This window comes from Leifsonia sp. 2MCAF36, assembly GCF_052115525.1.
Taxonomy (GTDB): Bacteria; Actinomycetota; Actinomycetes; order Actinomycetales; family Microbacteriaceae; genus Leifsonia.
Map to the genome: position 1 here is coordinate 117,842 of NZ_JBFRGV010000008.1, position 18,779 is coordinate 136,620.

Here is an 18,779-nt window from a genome sequence, read left to right on the forward strand (position 1 = left end):
GTCGCACCATGAACGTCAAGAAGATCTTCCGCGGCCCGATTCTGTACGTGGTGCTCGCGATCATCGCGGTGTGGATCGGCTCCAGCCTGATCACCATGTCCGGCTTCAAGAGTGTGTCCACCCAGAAGGGCCTGGAGTACCTGTCGCAAGACAAGGTGTCGAGCGCGAAGATCGTCGACGGTGAGAACCGCGTCGACCTGACGTTGAAGGAGGCGGACGGCACTCTGGGCGACCAGGTGCAGTTCTACTACGTCACCCCGCGCGGCCAGGATGTGGTGAAGGCCGTCGATGACGCCAACCTTCCCAAGGGCTACGACGACGAGGTGCCGCAGCCGAACTGGTTCGTCAACATCCTCGGCTTCCTCATCCCGGCGCTGCTCATCGGCGTGTTCTTCTGGATCATGATCTCGGGCATGCAGGGCGGCGGCAACAAGGTCATGCAGTTCGGCAAGTCGCGGGCGAAGCTCGTCACGAAGGAGACCCCGAAGGTCACTTTCGACGACGTCGCGGGCTCGGACGAGGCGATCGAGGAGCTCGAGGAGATCAAAGACTTCCTCAAGGAGCCGGCCAAGTTCCAGGCGGTCGGCGCGCGGATCCCGAAGGGCGTGCTGCTGTACGGCCCTCCCGGAACCGGCAAGACGCTGCTCGCCCGCGCGGTCGCGGGTGAGGCGGGCGTTCCGTTCTACGCGATCTCCGGCTCGGACTTCGTCGAGATGTTCGTCGGCGTCGGCGCGAGCCGCGTCCGCGACCTGTTCCAGCAGGCGAAGGAGAACTCGCCCGCCATCATCTTCATCGACGAGATCGACGCCGTCGGTCGTCACCGTGGAGCCGGGCTCGGCGGCGGTCACGACGAGCGCGAGCAGACGCTGAACCAGCTCCTGGTGGAGATGGATGGCTTCGACCCGAAGACCAATGTCATCCTGATCGCGGCGACCAACCGTCCCGACATCCTCGACCCCGCGCTGCTGCGTCCGGGCCGGTTCGACCGCCAGATCGGTGTGGATGCACCCGACATGCTCGGCCGCAAGAAGATCCTCCAGGTGCACGGCCGCGGCAAGCCGCTGGCGGCATCCGTCGACCTCGAGGTGCTCGCCCGCAAGACGCCGGGCTTCACCGGCGCCGACCTGGCGAACGTCCTCAACGAGGCCGCATTGCTGACCGCGCGCTCGAACGCGCAGCTGATCGACAACCGCGCCCTCGACGAGGCCGTGGACCGCGTCATCGCGGGTCCGCAGAAGCGCACCCGGGTCATGAAAGACCAGGACAAGCTGATGACGGCGTACCACGAGGGCGGCCACGCTCTCGCCGCCGCCGCGATGCGTCACACCGACCCGGTGACCAAGATCACCATCCTGCCGCGCGGCCGCGCCCTCGGTTACACGATGGTGATGCCCCTGGAAGACAAGTACTCGATCACCCGGAACGAATTGCTCGACCAGCTCGCCTACGCCATGGGCGGCCGCGTCGCTGAGGAGATCGTGTTCCATGACCCGTCCACCGGTGCATCCAACGACATCGAGAAGGCGACCTCCATCGCCCGCAAGATGGTCACCGAGTACGGCATGAGCTCCGACATCGGCTCGGTCAAGCTGGGCCAGGCGAACGGCGAGATGTTCCTCGGGCGCGACATGGGCCACCAGCGCGACTACTCCGAGCGGATCGCCGAACGCGTCGACGCCGAGGTGCGCGAGCTCATCGAGAAGGCGCACGACGAGGCGTGGGAGGTGCTGAACGAGAACCGCGCGGTCCTCGACCGGCTCGCCGCCCAGCTGCTCGAGCACGAGACCCTCGACCACAACCAGATCGCCGAGATCTTCGCCGACGTGAAAAAGCTGCCGGAGCGCCCGCAGTGGCTGTCCAGCGACAAGCGGCCGATCTCGGACGTTCCGCCCATTCCGTTCCCGAAGGCCCCGATCGACGCGGGCGCAGTGGATGGCGGGGTCGACTCCGAGCCGCCCACGGCAAAGCCGAAGCGCGCTCCCGCGATCAAGCCGCGGCCGGCCACCGCCTAGGGCCGCCGCGCGCATGACCGGCATCGATCGTCCGCGCATCGAAGCGGCCGTCGTCGAGATCCTCGCCGCCATCGGCGAGGATCCGTCGCGTCCGGGTCTTACGAGCACGCCGTCGCGGGTGGCGGACTCCTACGCCGAGTTCTTCGCGGGCCTCGGTCGGGATGCCGTCGCCGACCTCGGCGAGCCGGTGCCTCTCGAGGGGGACAGGCAGGCGGAGACCGTCCTGCTGCGCGACATCGCGTTCCGTTCCGTCTGCGAGCACCACCTGCTGCCGTTCACCGGCGTCGCGCATGTCGCGTACCTGCCCGGCGACACGGTGATCGGGCTGGGCCGCATCCCGCGCGTCATCGAGACGCTCGCGGCGCGGCCGCAGATCCAGGAGCGGCTGACCGAGCAGATCGCCGACACCATCGAGGAGGGCGCCGCCGCGCGCGGTGTGCTCGTCGTGCTCGACGCCTCCCACGCCTGCGTGACGACGCGCGGTCCGCGGCAGACCGGCAGTACGACGGTGACCGTCGCCGCCCGCGGCGCGTACGCCGACGCAACCGCCCGCGCCGAGCTCATGGCGCTGATCGGACGCGGCGCCGAGTGACGCTCATCATGGGCGTCCTCAATGTGACGCCGGACTCGTTCAGCGACGGCGGCCTCTGGCTCGAACCGGAGGCGGCGATCGAGCACGGGCTCGACCTGATCGCGCAGGGCGCCGACCTGGTGGATGTGGGCGGCGAGTCCACCCGCCCGGGCGCTGTCCGCGTCGACCCGGTCGAGGAACAGAGCCGGGTGGTCCCCGTCATCCGGGAACTCGCTGCCCAGGGCGTGACGGTGAGCGTGGACACGCTGAACGCCTCAACCGCACGCGCTGCGGTCGAAGCCGGGGCGGCGATCATCAACGACGTCTCGGGCGGCCTTGCGGACCCCGGGATGCCGGATGCGGTGCTCGACTCGGGGGCGCACTACGTCGTCATGCACTGGCGCGGCAGACTGGACGCGGCCGATTCGCGGGCCGTCTACCAGCACACCGTGGCCGAGGTCCGGGCGGAGCTGTCGGCCCGGGTCGACGACCTGGTGCGGCGCGGGGTGGACCCGGCCAAGCTCATCCTGGACCCCGGCCTCGGGTTCTCGAAGAACGCTCGGCACAACTGGCAGGTTCTCGCCGGGCTGCACGAGATCGAGACACTGGGCTACCCGGTGCTCATCGGGGCGTCCCGCAAGCGGTTCCTCGGCGCGCTGCTGCCGGAGGGCGCGCCCGCCGAGGACCGCGACGCACCCACCGCGGTGATCTCGGCGCTCGCAGCGCAGGCCGGGGTTTGGGCCGTCCGGGTTCACGACGTGCCGTCGACACGGATCGCCCTCGACGTGGTTCGGTCGTGGCAAGCTGGACGAGATGAGTAGCATCCACGCGCGGCCGGCCGACTCGATCGTCCTGACGGGGTTGCGCGTGCGCGCGAACCACGGCGTCTTCGACTTCGAGCGGGCGGAGGGTCAAGACTTCGTCGTCGACGTGACCGCATGGCTCGACCTGTCGACGGCGGCGTCGAGCGACGACCTGGGCGCGACCGTGCACTACGGCGAGCTGGCCGAGGAGGTGGTGGCCGCCGTGGAGCGCGACCCCGTCGACCTCATCGAGACGGTCGCCGAGCGTATTGCGGCGACCGTGCTGGTGCACGAGCCCGTCGACGTCGTCGAGGTGACCGTGCACAAGCCGCAGGCGCCGATCAGCGTGCCGTTCGGCGACGTCGCGGTCCGCATCACGAGGAGTCGACAGTGAACGCCGCCCCGATCGGCAAGCCGGTCCGGATGCGCGTCGGCGTGCCCGCCGTGCTCGCGTTCGGCAGCAACCTCGGCGACCGCGCCGCGACGATCCGTGCGGCGGTCGACGCGCTGCGCGACCAGCCGGGGATCGTCATCAGGTCGGTGTCCCGGCTGTACGAGACGCCCGCGCTGAAGCCCGATGGGATCGACGTCGAGGCGCCCGCCTACCTCAACGCGGTCGCCCTGGTGAGCACGCTTCTCGAGCCGCTCGCGCTGCTGGGTGCGGTCAACGCCGTGGAGGCTCAGCTGGGTCGTGTCCGCGAGGAGCATTGGGGCGACCGAACCATCGACATCGACATCGTCGACGTCGACGGGATGGTGTCGGACGACGACCCCCGGATCGTTCTCCCGCATCCGCGCGCCCACGAGCGCGCCTTCGTGCTCGTCCCCTGGCTCGACGTCGACCCGGATGCGCAGCTCGCCGGCCACGGACCCGTCGCCGAACTCGCTGCTCGCGCCACCGACCCGGTCCAGCTGTGGGAGGGTTGCTCGTGAATCGCACCCGCCCCACCTCGATCATCGGCTTGGCCGTCGCCGGCCTCGTCATCGGCTTCCTGGCCGAACTCGCGACCTCCAGCATGGGCGCGGCAATCTTCGTGCCGCCTCTCACCCTGCCGATCACCCTCGTGGCGGTGGCGATAATCGTCGTGGCGTTCGCGGTGCCGATCCGCCGGGCGGTCCGCGGGCACAGCGTGCGACGTATCGACCCGTTCCAGGCCACGCGCATCGTGGTGCTGGCGAAGGCGTGCAGCCTCAGCGGCGCGCTGCTCGTCGGCGCCGGGGTCGGTGTCGGCGCCTACCTGCTGACCAGGGATGTGCTGCCCAGCGGCAACGCCATCCTCTTGACCGCGCTGGCGACGGCCGGAGCGGTGATCCTTCTCGTGGCGGGACTGATCGCGGAGCTGTTCTGCACCCTCCCACCCGGCGACGACGATGAGCGCACGGAGAACGTCCATGTCCCGACGGATTGACCTCAGCGTCGGCGAGTGGCAGCGCGTCTCGCCCAAGTACGTGGTCGTGGTCATCGCGAGCACCGTGATCACCGGACTCGTGCTGTCCGCCGCGAGCGTCTTCCTCTGGCTGGTCGGCGGCTGGAGCTTCGGCTGGGTCGTGCTCGCGGCCGTCGTCGTTGTGACCATCACCGCACTGGTGATCGCACCGCGCCGGGCGCGGTCCATCGGGTACCGGCTCCGTGACGACGACCTGCTGTTCCGTCGCGGGATCATGTTCCAGCGGTTCGTCTCCGTCCCTTACGGCCGGATGCAGCTGATCGACATCAACCGGGGACCGGTGAGCCGGATGCTCGGGCTGGCCGACCTCAAGTTCGTCACAGCTGCCGCCTCCACCGGCGTCATGGTTCCGGGGTTGCCGGAGCCGGTGGCGGCGGAACTGCGCGACCGGCTCGTCGAGCTGGCGGAGAGCAGGCGGGCGGGGCTGTGAGCGCGCCGCAGGCCCGCGGGCCGGAGTCCGCACCGGTTCTGTCGCGGGCGGAGCGCGCGGCGGAGCGGTACACCGACGGCGAGTGGCACCGACTGCATCCGGCGACCCCGTTGCTGCGCGGCGGCATCGTCTTCATCGCGGTGTTCGGGTTCGTGCTTTCCAACCTGCGAGAGCGCCTGATCAGCTTCTTCGTCGGCGCGCCGGACTACGGTGGCGACCCGCTCGACGCGATCTACAATCACGGCTGGGAGGGCTGGGCGCTGCTCGGCGTCGCCGTGGTCCTCCTGCTCTGCCTCGGCGCTTTCTACCTCTCGTGGCGGATGCACAGCTTCCGGATCACGGGCGACGCGGTGGAGGTGCGCAGCGGCATCCTGTTCCGCACGCAGCGGAAGGCCCGGCTGGACCGCATCCAGGGCGTCAACGTCGTGCGCCCGGTGATCGCCCGGCTCGTCGGGGCGGCGAAGCTCGACATCTCGGTCGCCGGTCACGACGCGAACGTTCAGCTCGCCTACCTGGGTTCGACGCTGGCGGACGGGCTGCGCGGGGATGTGCTGCGGCTCGCGTCGGGGGTGCGCGCGGCGGAGGCGGCAGCGACCGGCTTGGCAGGTGCCGGCATCCCCGCGGCGGGTGCTGCCGCCGCGGGTTCCCGGGTGGCGGGCGTGGGCGACCTGGTCGGCCGGCGCGTCACCGAATTCCTGGCGCCCGAGCTCGACCCGAACGCCGCGCCGCCCGAATCAGTGGTGAAGATCCCGCCGCTGCGGCTGTTCGGTTCGCTCCTGCTGAGCGGGTTCACCGTGTTCGTCGTCGTGGTCGTCGCGTTCCTCATCTGGGGCGCCTCGAGCGGAGCTCTCTGGCTGCTCATCGTGGTGCTGCCGGGGCTGATCGGCTCGGCGAGCTTCTACATCAACCGGTTCACGAAGTCGCTCCGCTACTCCATCGCGGGCACAGCGGACGGAGTCCGCGTCGGCTTCGGACTGCTGACCACCAGCAACGAGACCTTGCCGCCCGGGCGCATCCACGCCGTCGAGGTGCTGCAGCCCCTGCTGTGGCGGCCGTTCGGGTGGTGGCAGATCCGGATCGACACGGCCGGGCATTCGCGCGAGAAGGGCGCGGCCGGACAGCCGAACACCACGATGCTCCCGGTCGGCGACGCCGCGGACGTGTCGCGGGTGCTGTCGCTCGTGCTCCCCGGGTTCGCGACCGAGGCGCACCGCGGGCTCATCGAGTCGGGGATGGTTTCGGCCGGACGTGACGACTTCACCGGAAGCCCCCGACGCGCCGTCTGGATCCGCCCGATCTCGTGGCAGCGCACCGGGTTTCGCCTCGTCGACGACGCCATCCTGCTGCGTCGGGGCTTCGTCTGGCGGAGCCTCGCGATCGTCCCGCTCGCCCGACTGCAGAGCCTGGAACTGCAGCAGGGGCCTCTGGATGCAGCGCTCGGGCTCGCCGAAGCACGGTTCCACACCGTGTCGGGGCCGGTCCGGCCGCGCCTCGCCGCCATCGACGCGGAGAACGGGGTGCGGCTGTTCGAGGAGGTGTCGGCGCGGGCGGTGGCGGCTGCCGCCGTCGACCGCAGCCATCGCTGGGGCCTTCCGTCGGATGCTGCTGCTGCCGAGCCGCCCGAGATCGAGGAGGAACACTGATGCTCCCGTCCGCCCGTCCCCCGTCGCAGCGTTCCGGGCGCCTGGGCCTCGGCATCGTGGGTGCTGGCCGCGTCGGACCGGTGCTCGGGCTTGCGCTCGCCGGCGCCGGTCATGCGATCGTCGGTATCTCAGCGGTCTCCGAGTCGAGTCGTGAGCGCGCGCAGGGGATGCTGCCGCACGTCCCCATCCTCGACGTGCCCACGGTGGTGGAGCGGAGCGAGCTCGTCATTCTCGCCGTTCCGGACGCCGAACTGCCGACGCTCGTCGCCGGGCTCGCGGCGACTGGAACGTGGCAGCCCGGGCAGATCGTGCTGCACACGGCGCCGGGGTTCGGGATCGACGTTCTCGGGCCTGCGGCGTCAGCCGGCGCGATCCCGCTCGCTGTGCACCCGGCGCTGGAGTTCACCGGCACGAGCCTCGATCTCACCCGGCTGGCCGAAAGCTATTTCGCGGTGACCGCTCCGGCCCCCGTGCTCCCGATCGCGCAAGCGTTGGTGGTGGAGATGGGTGGCGAGCCTGTCGTCGTGGCCGAGGAGGACCGGCCGGCCTATGCGGAGGCGATCGCGACGGCGACGTCGTTCTCGCGCTCGATCGTCGAGCAGTCCACCGGTCTGCTGCAGAGCATCGGGGTCGACAACCCTGGCTCCTTCCTCAGCTCGCTCATCCGCTCGGCCGTGGACAACGCGCTCACCCGGGCCGGTGCGCCGACCCGGTTGGGTGTCGAAGAAGTGCTGGACGCTCTGAAGGACGGGCAAGGCGAAGGGCACCCGGGGGATGGCACCCCCGGCGACGACGGGCGCGGCTGGTTCCTGCGCGGCGAGTAGCCTTGTTCCGGCCGGTGCCACCGGCCGGAGGGGTGCGCATGCCAGAGATCATCACTACCATCGCCGACGTGCGAGCCCGGGTCGCGAACGCCCGTCGCGTCGCGCGGCAGGACGGCCCGGCGGACGCCCCGGTGGGCCGAGTCGTGCTGGTGCCCACGATGGGAGCGCTGCACGACGGCCACCTGCGTCTGGTGTCGAACGCGCGTGACCTCGGTGGCTTCGTCGTGGTGTCGATCTTCGTGAACCCGCTGCAGTTCGGCCCGGGGGAGGACTTGGACCGCTACCCGCGCACCTTGGACTCCGACGTCGCGGCGCTGGACGGCCTCGCGGACGTCGTCTTCGCACCGACGGCCGCCGAGATGTACCCGAACGGCCCCTCGCAGACGCGCGTGGTGGCCGGTGAAGCCGGCAGCCACTTCGAGGGCGCCTCGCGTCCCGGCCACTTCGATGGCGTGCTGACGGTCGTCAGCAAGCTCTTCAACATCGTGCAGCCGGATGTCGCCGTTTTCGGCCAGAAGGATGCCCAGCAGGTTCACCTCATCGGCCGGATGGTCGACGACCTGAATCTCCCCGTCGCCATCGCGGTGGTCGACACGGTGCGCGAGGAGGACGGTCTCGCGCTCTCCAGCCGCAACCGCTACCTCCAGGAGGATGACAGGCTCGCCGCCGTCACCCTCTCGCATGCGCTCGCCGCGGCAGCCGACGCGGCACCGGATGGTGTCGGCGCAGCGCTGGAGGCCGCGCACGCACGCGTGGAGGCCGAGCCTGCGGTTAAGCTTGACTATCTCGCGATCGTCGAACCGGATTCCTTCCGCGAGGCGTCGCGTGATCACCACGGTCCCGCCCTGATGCTGATCGCGGCGCGGGTCGGCACGACCCGGCTGATCGACAACAAGCGCCTCACGACGTGACCTGGGCGACCACCACCGCCACCTCGAACGGAAAGACAGCGATGACCGACGCGCAGACCACCGCGGCCGACTTGGGCGACGACCAGCTCGGCGAGGACGACGTCAGCGAGCAGAAGGCCGTCCGCCTGAGCAAGCGTGACCGCTTGCTGGCCGAGGCGGAGAGTGCCGCCGGCGGCGCCTACCCGGTGCAGGTCCCGATCACCACGACCATCCCGGCGGTCCGGGCGACGTGGGGGCATCTGCAGCCGGACGAGGTCTCCGGCGAGGTCGTCGGTATCGCGGGACGCGTCGTCCATCTGCGGAACACCGGAAAGCTGTGCTTCGCGGTCCTGCAGTCGGGCGACGGTTCGCGCATCCAGGTCATGGTGTCCTTGGCTGCCGTCGGCGAGGAGTCGCTGGTCGCGTGGAAGGAGCTCGTCGACCTCGGCGACCACGTCTTCGTCTCCGGCGAGGTCATCTCCAGCCGCCGCGGCGAGCTGTCGGTGATGGCGCAGGAGTGGCGGATCGCGGCGAAGGCACTGCTTCCCCTGCCGAACCTGCACAACGAACTGAGCGAGGAGACCCGCGTCCGCGCCCGCTACCTCGACCTGATCGCGCGCGAGCAGGCCCGCAAGACCGTACTGGACCGTGCGGCGGCGGTCGCCAGCCTCCGCCGGACCTTCGGCGAGCGCGAGTTCGTCGAGGTCGAGACCCCGATGCTGCAGGTCATGCACGGCGGCGCCTCGGCTCGTCCGTTCGTCACCCACTCGAACGCCTTCGACACCGACCTGTACCTGCGCATCGCGCCGGAGCTGTACCTGAAGCGCGCCGTCGTCGGCGGCATCGACCGGGTGTTCGAGATCAACCGGAACTTCCGCAACGAGGGTGCCGACTCGACGCACTCGCCGGAGTTCGCGATGCTCGAGGCCTACGAGGCGTACGGCGACTACAACTCCATCGCCGATCTCACCCAGAAGCTGATCCAGGATGCCGCCGTCGCGATCTCCGGCTCGCACGTGGTGACGTGGGCGGACGGCACCGAGTACGACCTGAGCGGCGAGTGGGACCGCATCCGGATGTATGACAGCCTGTCGGAGGCGATCGGCGAGGAGATCACGCCGGAGACCCCGATCGAACGGCTCCGTGAGCTGGCCGCGCTGGCCGGCATCGAGATCGAGCACCCGCTCGCCGGCAAGTATGTCGAGGAGCTGTGGGAGCACTACGTCAAGACGGACCTCGTGCGACCCACGTTCGTGATGGACTTCCCGGTCGACACCAGCCCGCTGGTGCGTGCGCACCGCTCCCGTGACGGCGTCGTCGAGAAGTGGGACCTGTACACGCGCGGCTTCGAGCTGGCGACCGGGTACTCCGAGCTGGTCGACCCCGTCGTGCAGCGCGAGCGGTTCGTCGAGCAGGCGAAGCTGGCCGCCGCCGGCGACAACGAGGCCATGCGTCTCGACGAGGAATTCCTGCGGGCGCTGGAATTCGGCATGCCGCCGACGGGCGGCATGGGCATGGGCATCGACCGCCTGCTGATGGCACTCACCGGCCTGGGCATCCGCGAGACCATCCTGTTCCCGCTGGTGAAGTAGCGTGGCTCGCCTCCCAGGCGCGCGCGTTAGCATGGTCGCGTTATGAACGACGTCATCAGCGGTATCGTCTGGGCTCTCGCGCCGACCGTTCTGGTCGGTCTGCTCTTCTGGGCGATCATGCGCGCGATCGTGCGCGCCGACCGTAACGAGCGCAAGGCGTACACCCGGCTGGAGGCCGAGGAGCGAGCGCGCCGCGGACTCGCGCCGAAGCCCTGACCTGCCGACGCTCACGTCGTCCGATACGGTATCCCTGAGGACGCCGCCGCCGCGTTCCGCTGCGACCACCGGAGGGACGTGTACATGGACACGGGGTTCTGGCTCTCGCTGTCCATCGTTCTTGCTTTCCTCGTCGACTTCGTCATCCGTGTTCTGGCGGTCATCATCGTTCCGCGGAACCGCAAGCCCACGTCGGCGACCGCCTGGCTGCTCGCGATCTTCCTGATCCCGTACATCGGCATCCTGTTCTTCCTGCTGATCGGCAGCTACAAGCTCCCGAAGGGTCGGCGACAGAAGCAGGACGAGATCAACCGCTTCATCATCGAGAGCACCGAGGGCATCGAGAGGGTGCGGCGCGATCACCCGTGGCCGCCGTGGCTCGAAGGAGTGGTCGAACTCAACCGCAAGCTGGGCGCGATGCCGCTCGTCGGCGGCAACCGGGCTTCGCTGATCGGCGACTACCAGGGTTCGCTGGACGCCATGGCGGACGAGATCCGCGCGGCTCGCCGGTATGTGCACATCGAGTTCTACATCTTGACGCTCGACAGGACCACGGCGCCCCTGTTCGACGAGCTCGAGCAGGCGGTGAAGCGCGGGGTGACGGTCCGTGTCCTCCTCGACCACATCGCCTCGCTGCGGACGCCCGACTACAAGCGGACCAAGAAGCGCCTCACGGCGATGGGTGCCAAATGGCACCTGATGCTTCCGGTCCAGCCGTTCCGCGGCAAGTACCAGCGACCGGACCTTCGCAACCATCGCAAGCTGCTCATCGTCGACGGCCGCGTCGGGTTCATGGGGTCGCAGAACATCATCGACCGCAGCTACAACAAGAAGTCGAACATCCGGCGCGGGCTGAAGTGGAAAGAACTCATCGTCCGCGTCGAGGGCCCGGTCGTGGCCGGTCTGAACGCGATCTTCATCACCGACTGGTACAGCGAGACCGACGAGCTGCTGCGCCGCGAGCGAGAACCGATCACCGACGACGTCGACGAGAACGAGCTGGACGCCCAGGTCGTACCCTCGGGCCCGGGGTTCGCCGGCGAGAACAACCTCCGGCTCTTCCTCGCCTTGTTGTATTACGCGCAGGAGCGCATCGTGATCACGTCGCCGTACTTCGTGCCGGACGAGTCGATGCTCATGGCCGTCACGTCCGCTGTGCAGCGGGGTATTGCGGTGGAGCTGTTCGTCTCCGAGGTGGGGGACCAGGCGCTCGTGTACCACGCGCAACGCTCGTACTACGAGGCTCTGCTGCGCGCCGGCGTACGCATCTGGATGTACAAGGCTCCGTACATTCTTCATGCGAAGCACTTCACCATCGACGACGACGTCGCAGTCATCGGTTCCAGCAACATGGACATGCGCTCCTTCCAGTTGAACATGGAGGTTTCGTTGATGGTCCGCGGCCAGTCCTTCGTCGAAGAGATGCGCAAGGTCGAGGACGGCTACCGCAAGGACAGCCGTGAGCTCACGCTCGACGAATGGATGAAGCAGCCCCTGCGTTCCACCGTCCTCGACAACCTGGCTCGCCTCACCTCCGCGCTCCAGTGACGAAGCCGCAGGCGCTTCAGGCGGCCTGCAGCTCGCTCACTCGCCGAACCTCGCACCAGCGAGCCGCCACAGAGGCGAGCCGTTCGTCCGCCGTCAGCAAGGGAACCTCCAAGAGGTGGGCGAGCGCCACATACATGGCATCGTAGGCACTCAGGTTGTGGCGCCACCTCCACGCCTCTGCCCACAACGGTTCGTGTTCCATCCGCATGATGTCGAGCTGATAGAAGGCGAGTATCACCTGTTCACGATCCTGAGCGGGCTCCGGAATCAGGATCGCATGTCGGCGCATGGCGCTGAGGAACTCCGGATCGAGCAGATGGGGAGCCACGAGGATGCATTCGGCGAGCTCCGGATTGTCTTCGAACGCAACCAGGCCCTGTTTCGTAAGCAGTTCGACCACCGCGCTGCAATCGACGACCGCCGCCTTCATCGGCTGTCCCGGTCTTCCCGGATGCCCTGGACGACCTCTTCGGTCGTGATGTCGAGCAGAGGCCGTCGCCGGTCGGTGTTCGCAGTCAGCAGCCTCGTCGTGACGTTGTGCGACCCCTTCACTTCGCTCCAGCGCTCCTCGATGCGCAGCTTCTCGGCCAGGCGGGTGAGCTCTCTTCGCAAATACTCGGAATACGACAGCCCTTTGGCTGCTGCCGCCCCCTTGAGGCGCTCGTTGACGGCCGGGTCCAGATCTCTTACTTGCACGGTGACTCCCATAGGTCGAGGCTAATACGGGGCGCATGCAGATGCAACCGATTTGCATGCACGTGACCTCTATTCTGATCCACTGGGGGCACGCGAGAAGAGGGCTCGTCGAATCGGTGCAGAACCTGTCCAGGATCCGGCTTGTGGACGAAGGTGTCAGCCGCGGGGACGCAGCCGGACCGTCGGCAGTTCCGGTGCCGGGAGCGCGGAACCGTCGTAGCCGTCGACCGTGCCGAACCGTCCCTCCGGATCGTCCCCGGCGATGACCTCGCTCTGCCAGGCCGCCCGGAAGGCGACCACGTCTTCGTGGCTGCGCCCGATGAAGTTCCACCACATGACGATCTGCTCGCCGAGCGGCTCGCCGCCCAGGAGCACCAGGCGAGCGTCGGACTCTGCGCGCAGCGACACCGTGCTCCGCCCGGGCGCAAGGTAGCCCAGGTGCGAGACCGGCACGGCGACGTCCTCGATCACCACATCGCCCGTATCGACGAGGACGCCGTGCTCGAAAGACTCGTCCAGCGGCACCTCGACCGTCGTTCCCGCCGGCAGTGCGATTTCGGCCCCGATCAGGGGCGAGAACACCGTCGCAGCCGTCCCGCTTCCGGCCAGTGCTCCGACGAACGTTCGCACGGTCGCAGCGCCGAAGCGTGCCGGCACGGGGGCGTGGTGCTCGAAGAACGGAGCGACGTCGCGGAAGGCCGCAGGCAGCGCCACCCAGAGCTGCACGCCGTGCAGCCGGACGGTGCCGGGCGTCGAGACCTCCAAATGGCTGATCCCGTGTCCCGCCGTCATCAGATTCAGCTCGCCGGGGCGCACCGGCGCATGCGTGCCGACACTGTCCCGGTGTTCGATCTCGCCCTCGAACAGCCAGCTGACGGTTTGCAGGCCGGTGTGCGGGTGCGGCGGCACGCGCATCCCACCGGTCGTCGAAAGGTCGTCAGGTCCATAGTGGTCGATGAAGCACCAGGCGCCGATCAGAGAGCGGCGACGCTGCGGGAGCGTGCGACGCACGGTCATCGCTCGGGGACCGCCCAGCGGAACATCCCTCGGCTCGAGGATCTCCACCCGGGTATCGGTGAGCACGCTGGTCTCCGCCACCAGCTCGGCGGGGTCGCGCTCCAGGTTGCTCATAGCGGCATCCTAGGCTTCTGCGGCGACCCTGCAGCCTGGGTTTCCTAGAATGGTGCTGTGCCCCTGACCCGCCCCCGCGCCCTCTCCGCCGTCGCCGCGCTGGCGGCCGTCGCGGTGCTCACCGGATGCGGCACCCAGCCGAGCAGGCCGCTCGAGGACTACTCCGGTGAACCCAAGGGGATCGAGGCCCCGGCCAGCAGCGCGGGCGGCGCCTCCTGGGCGGCGTGGCTGGAGGACGGCTCACAGTTGGCCATCGTGCTCTACGGCAGCTCGACGTGCCCGCCGAAGGTGCAGAATGTGACGGCCACCGACGAGCGCACCATCCGGGCTACCCTCGCCCCGGCCCCCGGCGGTATCTGCACGCACGACTTCGTCGCCCACACCACGGTTTTCGGCACGCCGGACCACGTCGCCAAGACCGGACAGGTCAAGGTCGTGCTGCCCGACACCACGCTCACGCTGCCCTCCCGGCAAGGCTGACGACAGCACAATCCGCCCGCCGGCGCCGGCCGCGTCACGCCCATGGCGAACAGGCCCACGAAGGCGGGGAAGCGGTGGTTACTCTCTTTGTATCGACGCCGAACCTGCAACGGTGTCGCCGAGGAGTAGACATGTTCGAGAGATTCACCGACCGCGCCCGCCGGGTCGTCGTTTTGGCCCAGGAAGAGGCCAAGATGCTCAACCACAACTACATCGGGACGGAGCACATCCTGCTCGGCCTGATCCACGAGGGTGAGGGCGTCGCTGCCAAGGCGCTCGAGTCGCTCGGCATCTCGCTGGACGCCGTCCGCGAGCAGGTCCAGGACATCATCGGCCAGGGCCAGCAGCAGCCGACCGGGCACATCCCGTTCACCCCGCGCGCCAAGAAGGTCCTGGAGCTCAGCCTCCGCGAAGCGCTGCAGCTCGGCCACAACTACATCGGCACCGAGCACATCCTGCTCGGGCTCATCCGCGAGGGCGAGGGCGTCGCAGCTCAGGTGCTCGTGAAGCTGGGAGCCGACCTCAACCGCGTCCGCCAGCAGGTGATCCAGCTTCTCTCCGGTTACCAGGGCAAGGAGCAGGTCCAGGTCGGCGGCAACGATCAGACCACCGCGCAGGCCGGTAGCCAGATCCTCGACCAGTTCGGCCGCAACCTGACGCAGGCCGCCCGCGACAACAAGCTCGACCCGGTGATCGGGCGCGAGAAAGAGATCGAGCGCGTGATGCAGATCCTGTCGCGCCGCTCCAAGAACAACCCGGTGCTGATCGGTGAGCCCGGCGTCGGCAAGACCGCCGTCGTCGAGGGGCTCGCGCAGGCGATCGTCCGCGGCGATGTTCCGGAGACGCTGAAGGACAAGCAGCTCTACACGCTCGACCTGGGCTCGCTCATCGCCGGCTCCCGCTACCGCGGTGACTTCGAGGAGCGCCTGAAGAAGGTCACCAAGGAGATCCGCACCCGCGGCGACATCATCACCTTCATCGACGAGATCCACACCCTCGTCGGGGCGGGTGCCGCAGAGGGCGCGATCGACGCGGCCAGCATCCTGAAGCCGCTGCTCGCCCGGGGTGAGCTGCAGACCATCGGCGCGACCACGCTCGACGAGTACCGCAAGCACTTCGAGAAGGACGCCGCGCTCGAGCGCCGGTTCCAGCCGATCCAGGTGAACGAGCCGTCGCTGCCCCACACGATCAACATCCTCAAGGGGCTGCGCGACCGTTACGAGGCGCACCACAAGGTGTCCATCACCGATGGCGCGATCGTCTCGGCCGCGAACCTCGCCGACCGCTACATCCAGGACCGCTTCCTCCCGGACAAGGCCATCGACCTGATCGACGAGGCCGGCGCCCGCCTGCGCCTCTCGATCCTGTCGGCTCCGCCGGAGCTGCGCGAGTTCGACGACAAGATCGCCGGCGTGCGCTCCCAGAAGGAAGCAGCGATCGAGGACCAGGACTTCGAGAAGGCCGCGAGCCTGCGCGACGAGGAGAAGAACCTCCTCGGCGAGCGTCTCCGCCTCGAGAAGCAGTGGCGCTCGGGCGACGTGAAGACCACGGCCGAGGTGGATGAGGGACTCATCGCCGAGGTGCTGGCCCAGGCCACGGGCATCCCGGTGTTCAAGCTCACCGAGGAGGAGTCGGCCCGGCTCGTCTTCATGGAGAAGGCGCTTCACCAGCGCGTCATCGGTCAGGAGGAGGCCATCTCGGCGCTCTCCAAGACCATCCGTCGCACCCGTGCGGGGCTGAAGGACCCGAAGCGTCCGTCCGGCTCGTTCATCTTCGCCGGCCCCACCGGTGTCGGTAAGACCGAGTTGGCGAAGGCGCTCGCCGAGTTCCTGTTCGACGACGAGTCGGCGATGATCGCGCTCGACATGTCGGAGTACGGCGAGAAGCACACGGTCTCCCGCCTGTTCGGTGCCCCTCCCGGGTTCGTCGGCTTCGAGGAGGGCGGCCAGCTCACCGAGAAGGTCCGCCGCAAGCCGTTCAGCGTGGTCCTGTTCGACGAGATCGAGAAGGCGCACCCGGACATCTTCAACTCACTGCTCCAGATCCTGGAGGAGGGACGTCTGACGGATGGTCAGGGTCGCGTGGTCGACTTCAAGAACACCGTGATCATCATGACCACCAACCTCGGAACGAAGGACATCTCCGGCGGCCCCGTCGGGTTCGTGATCGAGGGTGACTCGCAGACCGGTTACGACCGGATGCGCGGCAAGGTCTACGAGGAGCTGAAGAAGAACTTCAAGCCCGAGTTCCTGAACCGTGTCGACGAGATCATCGTCTTCCCGCAGCTGGACAAGAGCGAGCTGCTGCAGATCGTCGACCTGTTCATCAAGCGGCTGTCGACGCGTCTGCTCGACCGCGACATGACCATCGAGCTGGCCGTACCGGCGAAGGAGCGGCTGATCGAGGTTGGGTTCGACCCGACGCTCGGCGCTCGTCCGCTGCGTCGCGCGGTCCAGCACGAGATCGAGGACCGCCTGAGCGAGAGGATCCTGCACGGCGAGCTGAACGCGGGCGACCACGTCCACGTCGACTTCGCCGACGGGGAGTTCGTCTTCACGACGACGGCCCGCCAGGAGCCGATCGGCGCCGGGATCAACGCGGCCGCCGCGATCGGCACGGGCCCGGCCACGCCGGACCTCGCCGCGAACGACTGAGCCTCAGCCTCACCAGAACTGCCGGTGCCCCATTCGGGCACCGGCAGTTCTGCGTTTCGGGGCGGCGGGACGCTGCCGCGCACCAGTACGACCCTCGAGCGTCGAGTCGTGAGTCGTTGCGGCTATCCCGCACCAGTTGCGACATCTTGTAGCTACTCGTCGCTCTCGCGCACGGGGGACCAGGGGCGGCGGGACGCTGCCCGCGCACTCGGTAGGGTGGAATGGTGAGCGACAGCGGACCAGGGTTCAGTATCCGTCGCGCGCGGACCGGTGACGTCCAGCGCATCCAGGAGCTCGTGGAGCCGCTCGTGCAGCGACGCATCCTGCTGGGCAAGGAGACCGTCACGTTCTACGAGGCGGTTCAGGAGTTCCGGGTGGCGGAGGACGCCGACGGCCGGCTTATCGGGTGCGGGGCGCTGCACGTGATGTGGAGCGACCTGGGGGAGGTGCGCACGCTTGCCGTCGAGAGCGAATGGCTCGGCAAGGGTGTCGGCCGTTCGCTGCTGGGTCGGTTGGAGGCGGACGCTCGGAAGCTCGGCCTGGATCGGCTGTTCTGCCTGACCTTCGAGGTCGACTTCTTCGCACGCAACGGCTTCGTCGACATGGGGTCTGAGACGGTCGACCCCCAGCTGTATGCGGAGCTGGTGCGCTCGCACGACGAGGGCGTCGCCGAGTTCTTGGACCTCGCGCGGGTGAAGCCGAACACGCTCGGCAACACGCGCATGCTGAAGCGTCTCTGAGCGCTCCCGTGGCGGCGGGCGCGCCTGCCGTTACAGCGGCGCGCCGCTGGTTATAGTGCGGGCATGTCGACGTTCAAGAACCCGGTCGGCCCTCAGCCCAGCAGCGTCTACTGGCGTCGCCGGCTCATCGTCCTCCTCGGCGCGGTCGCCGTCGTCGTGATCATCGTGCTGATCGTCGTGCGCCCGGGGGCGTCGAACGGCGAACCCGCTCCGAAGGCGGCTGCCGGTGCGTCGCACAGCGCCTCGCCGGTCGCGACGAGCATCCCGACCAGTAGTGCGTCCGCTTCCGGCCAACCGTGCAAGCCGGCTGACGTGAAGGTGGTGGCCGTCACTGACAAGGCCACGTATGCCGCCGGCGAGCTGCCGCAGCTTTCGGTCGCACTGACGAACACCGGGTCCGCATCGTGCACCATCGACGCCGGGACCGCCCAGCAGCAGTTCACCATCACCAGCGGTTCAGAGGTCTACTGGAAGTCGACGGACTGCCAGACCGACAAGGTGGATGCGGAGGTGCTGCTGCAGCCGGGCAAGACGATCTCGTCTCAGGCGCCGATCACGTGGGATCGCACGCGGTCGGACCCGTCCACCTGTCAGGCGAACCGGCCGCAGGTGCCCGCCGCTGGTGCCTCGTACCACCTGGAGACCAGCGTCTCGGGCATCAAGAGCTCGGAGACGAAGCAGATCATTCTGCAGTGACCTCGTTCCCGCGCGTGTAAGCGCCGACGATCTCCCGGACTTCGACTCCGGAGCCGTGCCGCATCGCCGGGTTCTGCCGGGCCAGGGCGAGCGCTGCCTCCTCGTCGGCGGCCTCGATGATGCCGATGCCGGCGATGATCTCTTTGCTCTCGGTGTATGGGCCGTCGGTGATGCCGTCGCGGCGCAGGGCCTTGGCGGCGTTCGGGGCCCCGAGCGCGTACGCGGCGGTGAGGGCGCCTGCGCGGATGAGGTCGGCCGAGTGCTGGTCGTGTTCCGCGAGCTCGGCGTCGTCGTGCGCTGCGGTGGTGTCGGAGTAGATGAAGATGGCGTACTGCGGCATGATCGGTCCTTCCGTGACGTGGGTGTCGTTAACAGGGCGTCGAACGGCGTCCGTCGGTTTCGACT

The 18,779-nt window shown here is 68.6% G+C and carries 21 protein-coding genes; 17 read left to right on the top strand and 4 right to left on the bottom strand.

The annotated features are described in order from the left end of the window. The first annotated feature begins 8 nt into the window (after positions 1 to 8). The 13 genes from ftsH to cls all read left to right on the top strand — a co-directional run bounded on the left by ftsH (position 9) and on the right by cls (position 11,977). The gene (gene ftsH / locus AB4079_RS13550; RefSeq protein ID WP_441787830.1) at positions 9 to 2,012 is read left to right on the top strand and encodes an ATP-dependent zinc metalloprotease FtsH; all 2,004 of its coding nucleotides are present in this window, start codon (positions 9 to 11) and stop codon (positions 2,010 to 2,012) included. 13 nt (positions 2,013 to 2,025) lie between these two features. Further along, positions 2,026 to 2,604, top strand: coding sequence for a GTP cyclohydrolase I FolE (gene folE / locus AB4079_RS13555; RefSeq protein ID WP_441787831.1), 579 nt, complete (start codon positions 2,026 to 2,028; stop codon positions 2,602 to 2,604). Continuing rightward, on the top strand, positions 2,601 to 3,404 hold the full coding sequence (folP, locus tag AB4079_RS13560) for a dihydropteroate synthase (RefSeq protein WP_441787832.1): 804 nt from the start codon (positions 2,601 to 2,603) through the stop codon (positions 3,402 to 3,404). Before folE ends, folP begins: the two co-directional genes overlap by 4 nt. Further along, a complete protein-coding gene (gene folB, locus AB4079_RS13565) occupies positions 3,397 to 3,780 on the top strand; it encodes a dihydroneopterin aldolase (protein ID WP_441787833.1) in 384 nt (127 codons plus the stop codon). Before folP ends, folB begins: the two co-directional genes overlap by 8 nt. Further along, complete coding sequence (folK, locus tag AB4079_RS13570; RefSeq protein ID WP_441787834.1) at positions 3,777 to 4,319, top strand: 2-amino-4-hydroxy-6-hydroxymethyldihydropteridine diphosphokinase; 543 nt, start codon at positions 3,777 to 3,779, stop codon at positions 4,317 to 4,319. The genes folB and folK overlap by 4 nt, the downstream gene beginning before the upstream one ends. Further along, complete coding sequence (locus tag AB4079_RS13575) at positions 4,316 to 4,795, top strand: DUF3180 domain-containing protein (protein WP_441787835.1); 480 nt, start codon at positions 4,316 to 4,318, stop codon at positions 4,793 to 4,795. Before folK ends, AB4079_RS13575 begins: the two co-directional genes overlap by 4 nt. Continuing rightward, complete coding sequence (locus AB4079_RS13580) at positions 4,779 to 5,264, top strand: PH domain-containing protein (RefSeq protein ID WP_441787836.1); 486 nt, start codon at positions 4,779 to 4,781, stop codon at positions 5,262 to 5,264. The genes AB4079_RS13575 and AB4079_RS13580 overlap by 17 nt, the downstream gene beginning before the upstream one ends. Next, complete coding sequence (locus AB4079_RS13585; RefSeq protein ID WP_441787837.1) at positions 5,261 to 6,907, top strand: PH domain-containing protein; 1,647 nt, start codon at positions 5,261 to 5,263, stop codon at positions 6,905 to 6,907. Before AB4079_RS13580 ends, AB4079_RS13585 begins: the two co-directional genes overlap by 4 nt. Further along, a complete protein-coding gene (locus tag AB4079_RS13590; protein WP_441787838.1) occupies positions 6,907 to 7,731 on the top strand; it encodes a Rossmann-like and DUF2520 domain-containing protein in 825 nt (274 codons plus the stop codon). The genes AB4079_RS13585 and AB4079_RS13590 overlap by 1 nt, the downstream gene beginning before the upstream one ends. A gap of 38 nt (positions 7,732 to 7,769) precedes the next feature. Beyond that, entirely contained in the window at positions 7,770 to 8,642 is an 873-nt protein-coding gene (gene panC, locus AB4079_RS13595; protein ID WP_441787839.1) for a pantoate--beta-alanine ligase, read from the top strand. Positions 8,643 to 8,683: 41 nt separating this feature from the next. After that, on the top strand, positions 8,684 to 10,213 hold the full coding sequence (lysS, locus tag AB4079_RS13600) for a lysine--tRNA ligase (protein ID WP_441787944.1): 1,530 nt from the start codon (positions 8,684 to 8,686) through the stop codon (positions 10,211 to 10,213). A 42-nt stretch (positions 10,214 to 10,255) separates the two neighbouring features. Then, positions 10,256 to 10,429 (top strand): hypothetical protein, encoded by a 174-nt coding sequence (locus AB4079_RS13605; protein ID WP_441787840.1) that lies wholly within the window; start codon positions 10,256 to 10,258, stop codon positions 10,427 to 10,429. An 84-nt stretch (positions 10,430 to 10,513) separates the two neighbouring features. Then, the gene (gene cls, locus AB4079_RS13610) at positions 10,514 to 11,977 is read left to right on the top strand and encodes a cardiolipin synthase (RefSeq protein ID WP_441787841.1); all 1,464 of its coding nucleotides are present in this window, start codon (positions 10,514 to 10,516) and stop codon (positions 11,975 to 11,977) included. 16 nt (positions 11,978 to 11,993) lie between these two features. Here the strand turns inward: cls and AB4079_RS13615 are convergent, their stop codons facing one another. The 3 genes from AB4079_RS13615 to AB4079_RS13625 form a co-directional block, all read right to left on the bottom strand. Continuing rightward, positions 11,994 to 12,407 (bottom strand): type II toxin-antitoxin system VapC family toxin, encoded by a 414-nt coding sequence (locus tag AB4079_RS13615; RefSeq protein ID WP_441787842.1) that lies wholly within the window; start codon positions 12,405 to 12,407, stop codon positions 11,994 to 11,996. Then, the gene (locus AB4079_RS13620) at positions 12,404 to 12,685 is read right to left on the bottom strand and encodes a FitA-like ribbon-helix-helix domain-containing protein (RefSeq protein ID WP_441787843.1); all 282 of its coding nucleotides are present in this window, start codon (positions 12,683 to 12,685) and stop codon (positions 12,404 to 12,406) included. The genes AB4079_RS13615 and AB4079_RS13620 overlap by 4 nt, the downstream gene beginning before the upstream one ends. A 144-nt stretch (positions 12,686 to 12,829) precedes the next feature. Further along, positions 12,830 to 13,804, bottom strand: a complete 975-nt coding sequence (locus tag AB4079_RS13625) for a pirin family protein (RefSeq protein WP_441787844.1) — start codon at positions 13,802 to 13,804, stop codon at positions 12,830 to 12,832. A gap of 57 nt (positions 13,805 to 13,861) precedes the next feature. Between AB4079_RS13625 and AB4079_RS13630 the strand changes: the two genes are divergently transcribed. The 4 genes from AB4079_RS13630 to AB4079_RS13645 all read left to right on the top strand — a co-directional run bounded on the left by AB4079_RS13630 (position 13,862) and on the right by AB4079_RS13645 (position 18,374). After that, positions 13,862 to 14,284, top strand: a complete 423-nt coding sequence (locus AB4079_RS13630; RefSeq protein ID WP_441787845.1) for a hypothetical protein — start codon at positions 13,862 to 13,864, stop codon at positions 14,282 to 14,284. Between the two features lie 131 nt (positions 14,285 to 14,415). Continuing rightward, positions 14,416 to 16,938 (top strand): ATP-dependent Clp protease ATP-binding subunit, encoded by a 2,523-nt coding sequence (locus AB4079_RS13635; protein ID WP_441787846.1) that lies wholly within the window; start codon positions 14,416 to 14,418, stop codon positions 16,936 to 16,938. Between the two features lie 221 nt (positions 16,939 to 17,159). Then, positions 17,160 to 17,678 carry an amino-acid N-acetyltransferase gene (locus AB4079_RS13640; RefSeq protein WP_441787847.1) on the top strand — a complete coding sequence of 173 codons (519 nt, stop codon included), beginning with the start codon at positions 17,160 to 17,162 and terminating at the stop codon, positions 17,676 to 17,678. A 63-nt stretch (positions 17,679 to 17,741) separates the two neighbouring features. Continuing rightward, entirely contained in the window at positions 17,742 to 18,374 is a 633-nt protein-coding gene (locus tag AB4079_RS13645; protein WP_441787848.1) for a hypothetical protein, read from the top strand. Here the strand turns inward: AB4079_RS13645 and AB4079_RS13650 are convergent. Beyond that, positions 18,361 to 18,714 carry a YciI family protein gene (locus AB4079_RS13650; protein ID WP_441787849.1) on the bottom strand — a complete coding sequence of 118 codons (354 nt, stop codon included), beginning with the start codon at positions 18,712 to 18,714 and terminating at the stop codon, positions 18,361 to 18,363. The genes AB4079_RS13645 and AB4079_RS13650 overlap by 14 nt on opposite strands. Positions 18,715 to 18,779: the final 65 nt, after the last annotated feature.

What these genes read in the sequence shown, in the direction of transcription:
- AB4079_RS13640 (WP_441787847.1), top strand. Translation starts at nt 17,160, where the DNA reads ATGGTGAGCGACAGCGGACCAGGGTTCAGTATCCGTCGCGCGCGGACC.
- lysS (WP_441787944.1), top strand. Translation starts at nt 8,684, where the DNA reads ATGACCGACGCGCAGACCACCGCGGCCGACTTGGGCGACGACCAGCTC.
- AB4079_RS13625 (WP_441787844.1), bottom strand. Translation starts at nt 13,804, where the DNA reads ATGAGCAACCTGGAGCGCGACCCCGCCGAGCTGGTGGCGGAGACCAGC.
- folB (WP_441787833.1), top strand. Translation starts at nt 3,397, where the DNA reads ATGAGTAGCATCCACGCGCGGCCGGCCGACTCGATCGTCCTGACGGGG.
- AB4079_RS13645 (WP_441787848.1), top strand. Translation starts at nt 17,742, where the DNA reads ATGTCGACGTTCAAGAACCCGGTCGGCCCTCAGCCCAGCAGCGTCTAC.
- AB4079_RS13605 (WP_441787840.1), top strand. Translation starts at nt 10,256, where the DNA reads ATGAACGACGTCATCAGCGGTATCGTCTGGGCTCTCGCGCCGACCGTT.
- folE (WP_441787831.1), top strand. Translation starts at nt 2,026, where the DNA reads ATGACCGGCATCGATCGTCCGCGCATCGAAGCGGCCGTCGTCGAGATC.
- ftsH (WP_441787830.1), top strand. Translation starts at nt 9, where the DNA reads ATGAACGTCAAGAAGATCTTCCGCGGCCCGATTCTGTACGTGGTGCTC.
- AB4079_RS13615 (WP_441787842.1), bottom strand. Translation starts at nt 12,407, where the DNA reads ATGAAGGCGGCGGTCGTCGATTGCAGCGCGGTGGTCGAACTGCTTACG.
- AB4079_RS13580 (WP_441787836.1), top strand. Translation starts at nt 4,779, where the DNA reads ATGTCCCGACGGATTGACCTCAGCGTCGGCGAGTGGCAGCGCGTCTCG.
- AB4079_RS13635 (WP_441787846.1), top strand. Translation starts at nt 14,416, where the DNA reads ATGTTCGAGAGATTCACCGACCGCGCCCGCCGGGTCGTCGTTTTGGCC.
- cls (WP_441787841.1), top strand. Translation starts at nt 10,514, where the DNA reads ATGGACACGGGGTTCTGGCTCTCGCTGTCCATCGTTCTTGCTTTCCTC.
- panC (WP_441787839.1), top strand. Translation starts at nt 7,770, where the DNA reads ATGCCAGAGATCATCACTACCATCGCCGACGTGCGAGCCCGGGTCGCG.
- AB4079_RS13650 (WP_441787849.1), bottom strand. Translation starts at nt 18,714, where the DNA reads ATGCCGCAGTACGCCATCTTCATCTACTCCGACACCACCGCAGCGCAC.
- AB4079_RS13620 (WP_441787843.1), bottom strand. Translation starts at nt 12,685, where the DNA reads ATGGGAGTCACCGTGCAAGTAAGAGATCTGGACCCGGCCGTCAACGAG.
- AB4079_RS13590 (WP_441787838.1), top strand. Translation starts at nt 6,907, where the DNA reads ATGCTCCCGTCCGCCCGTCCCCCGTCGCAGCGTTCCGGGCGCCTGGGC.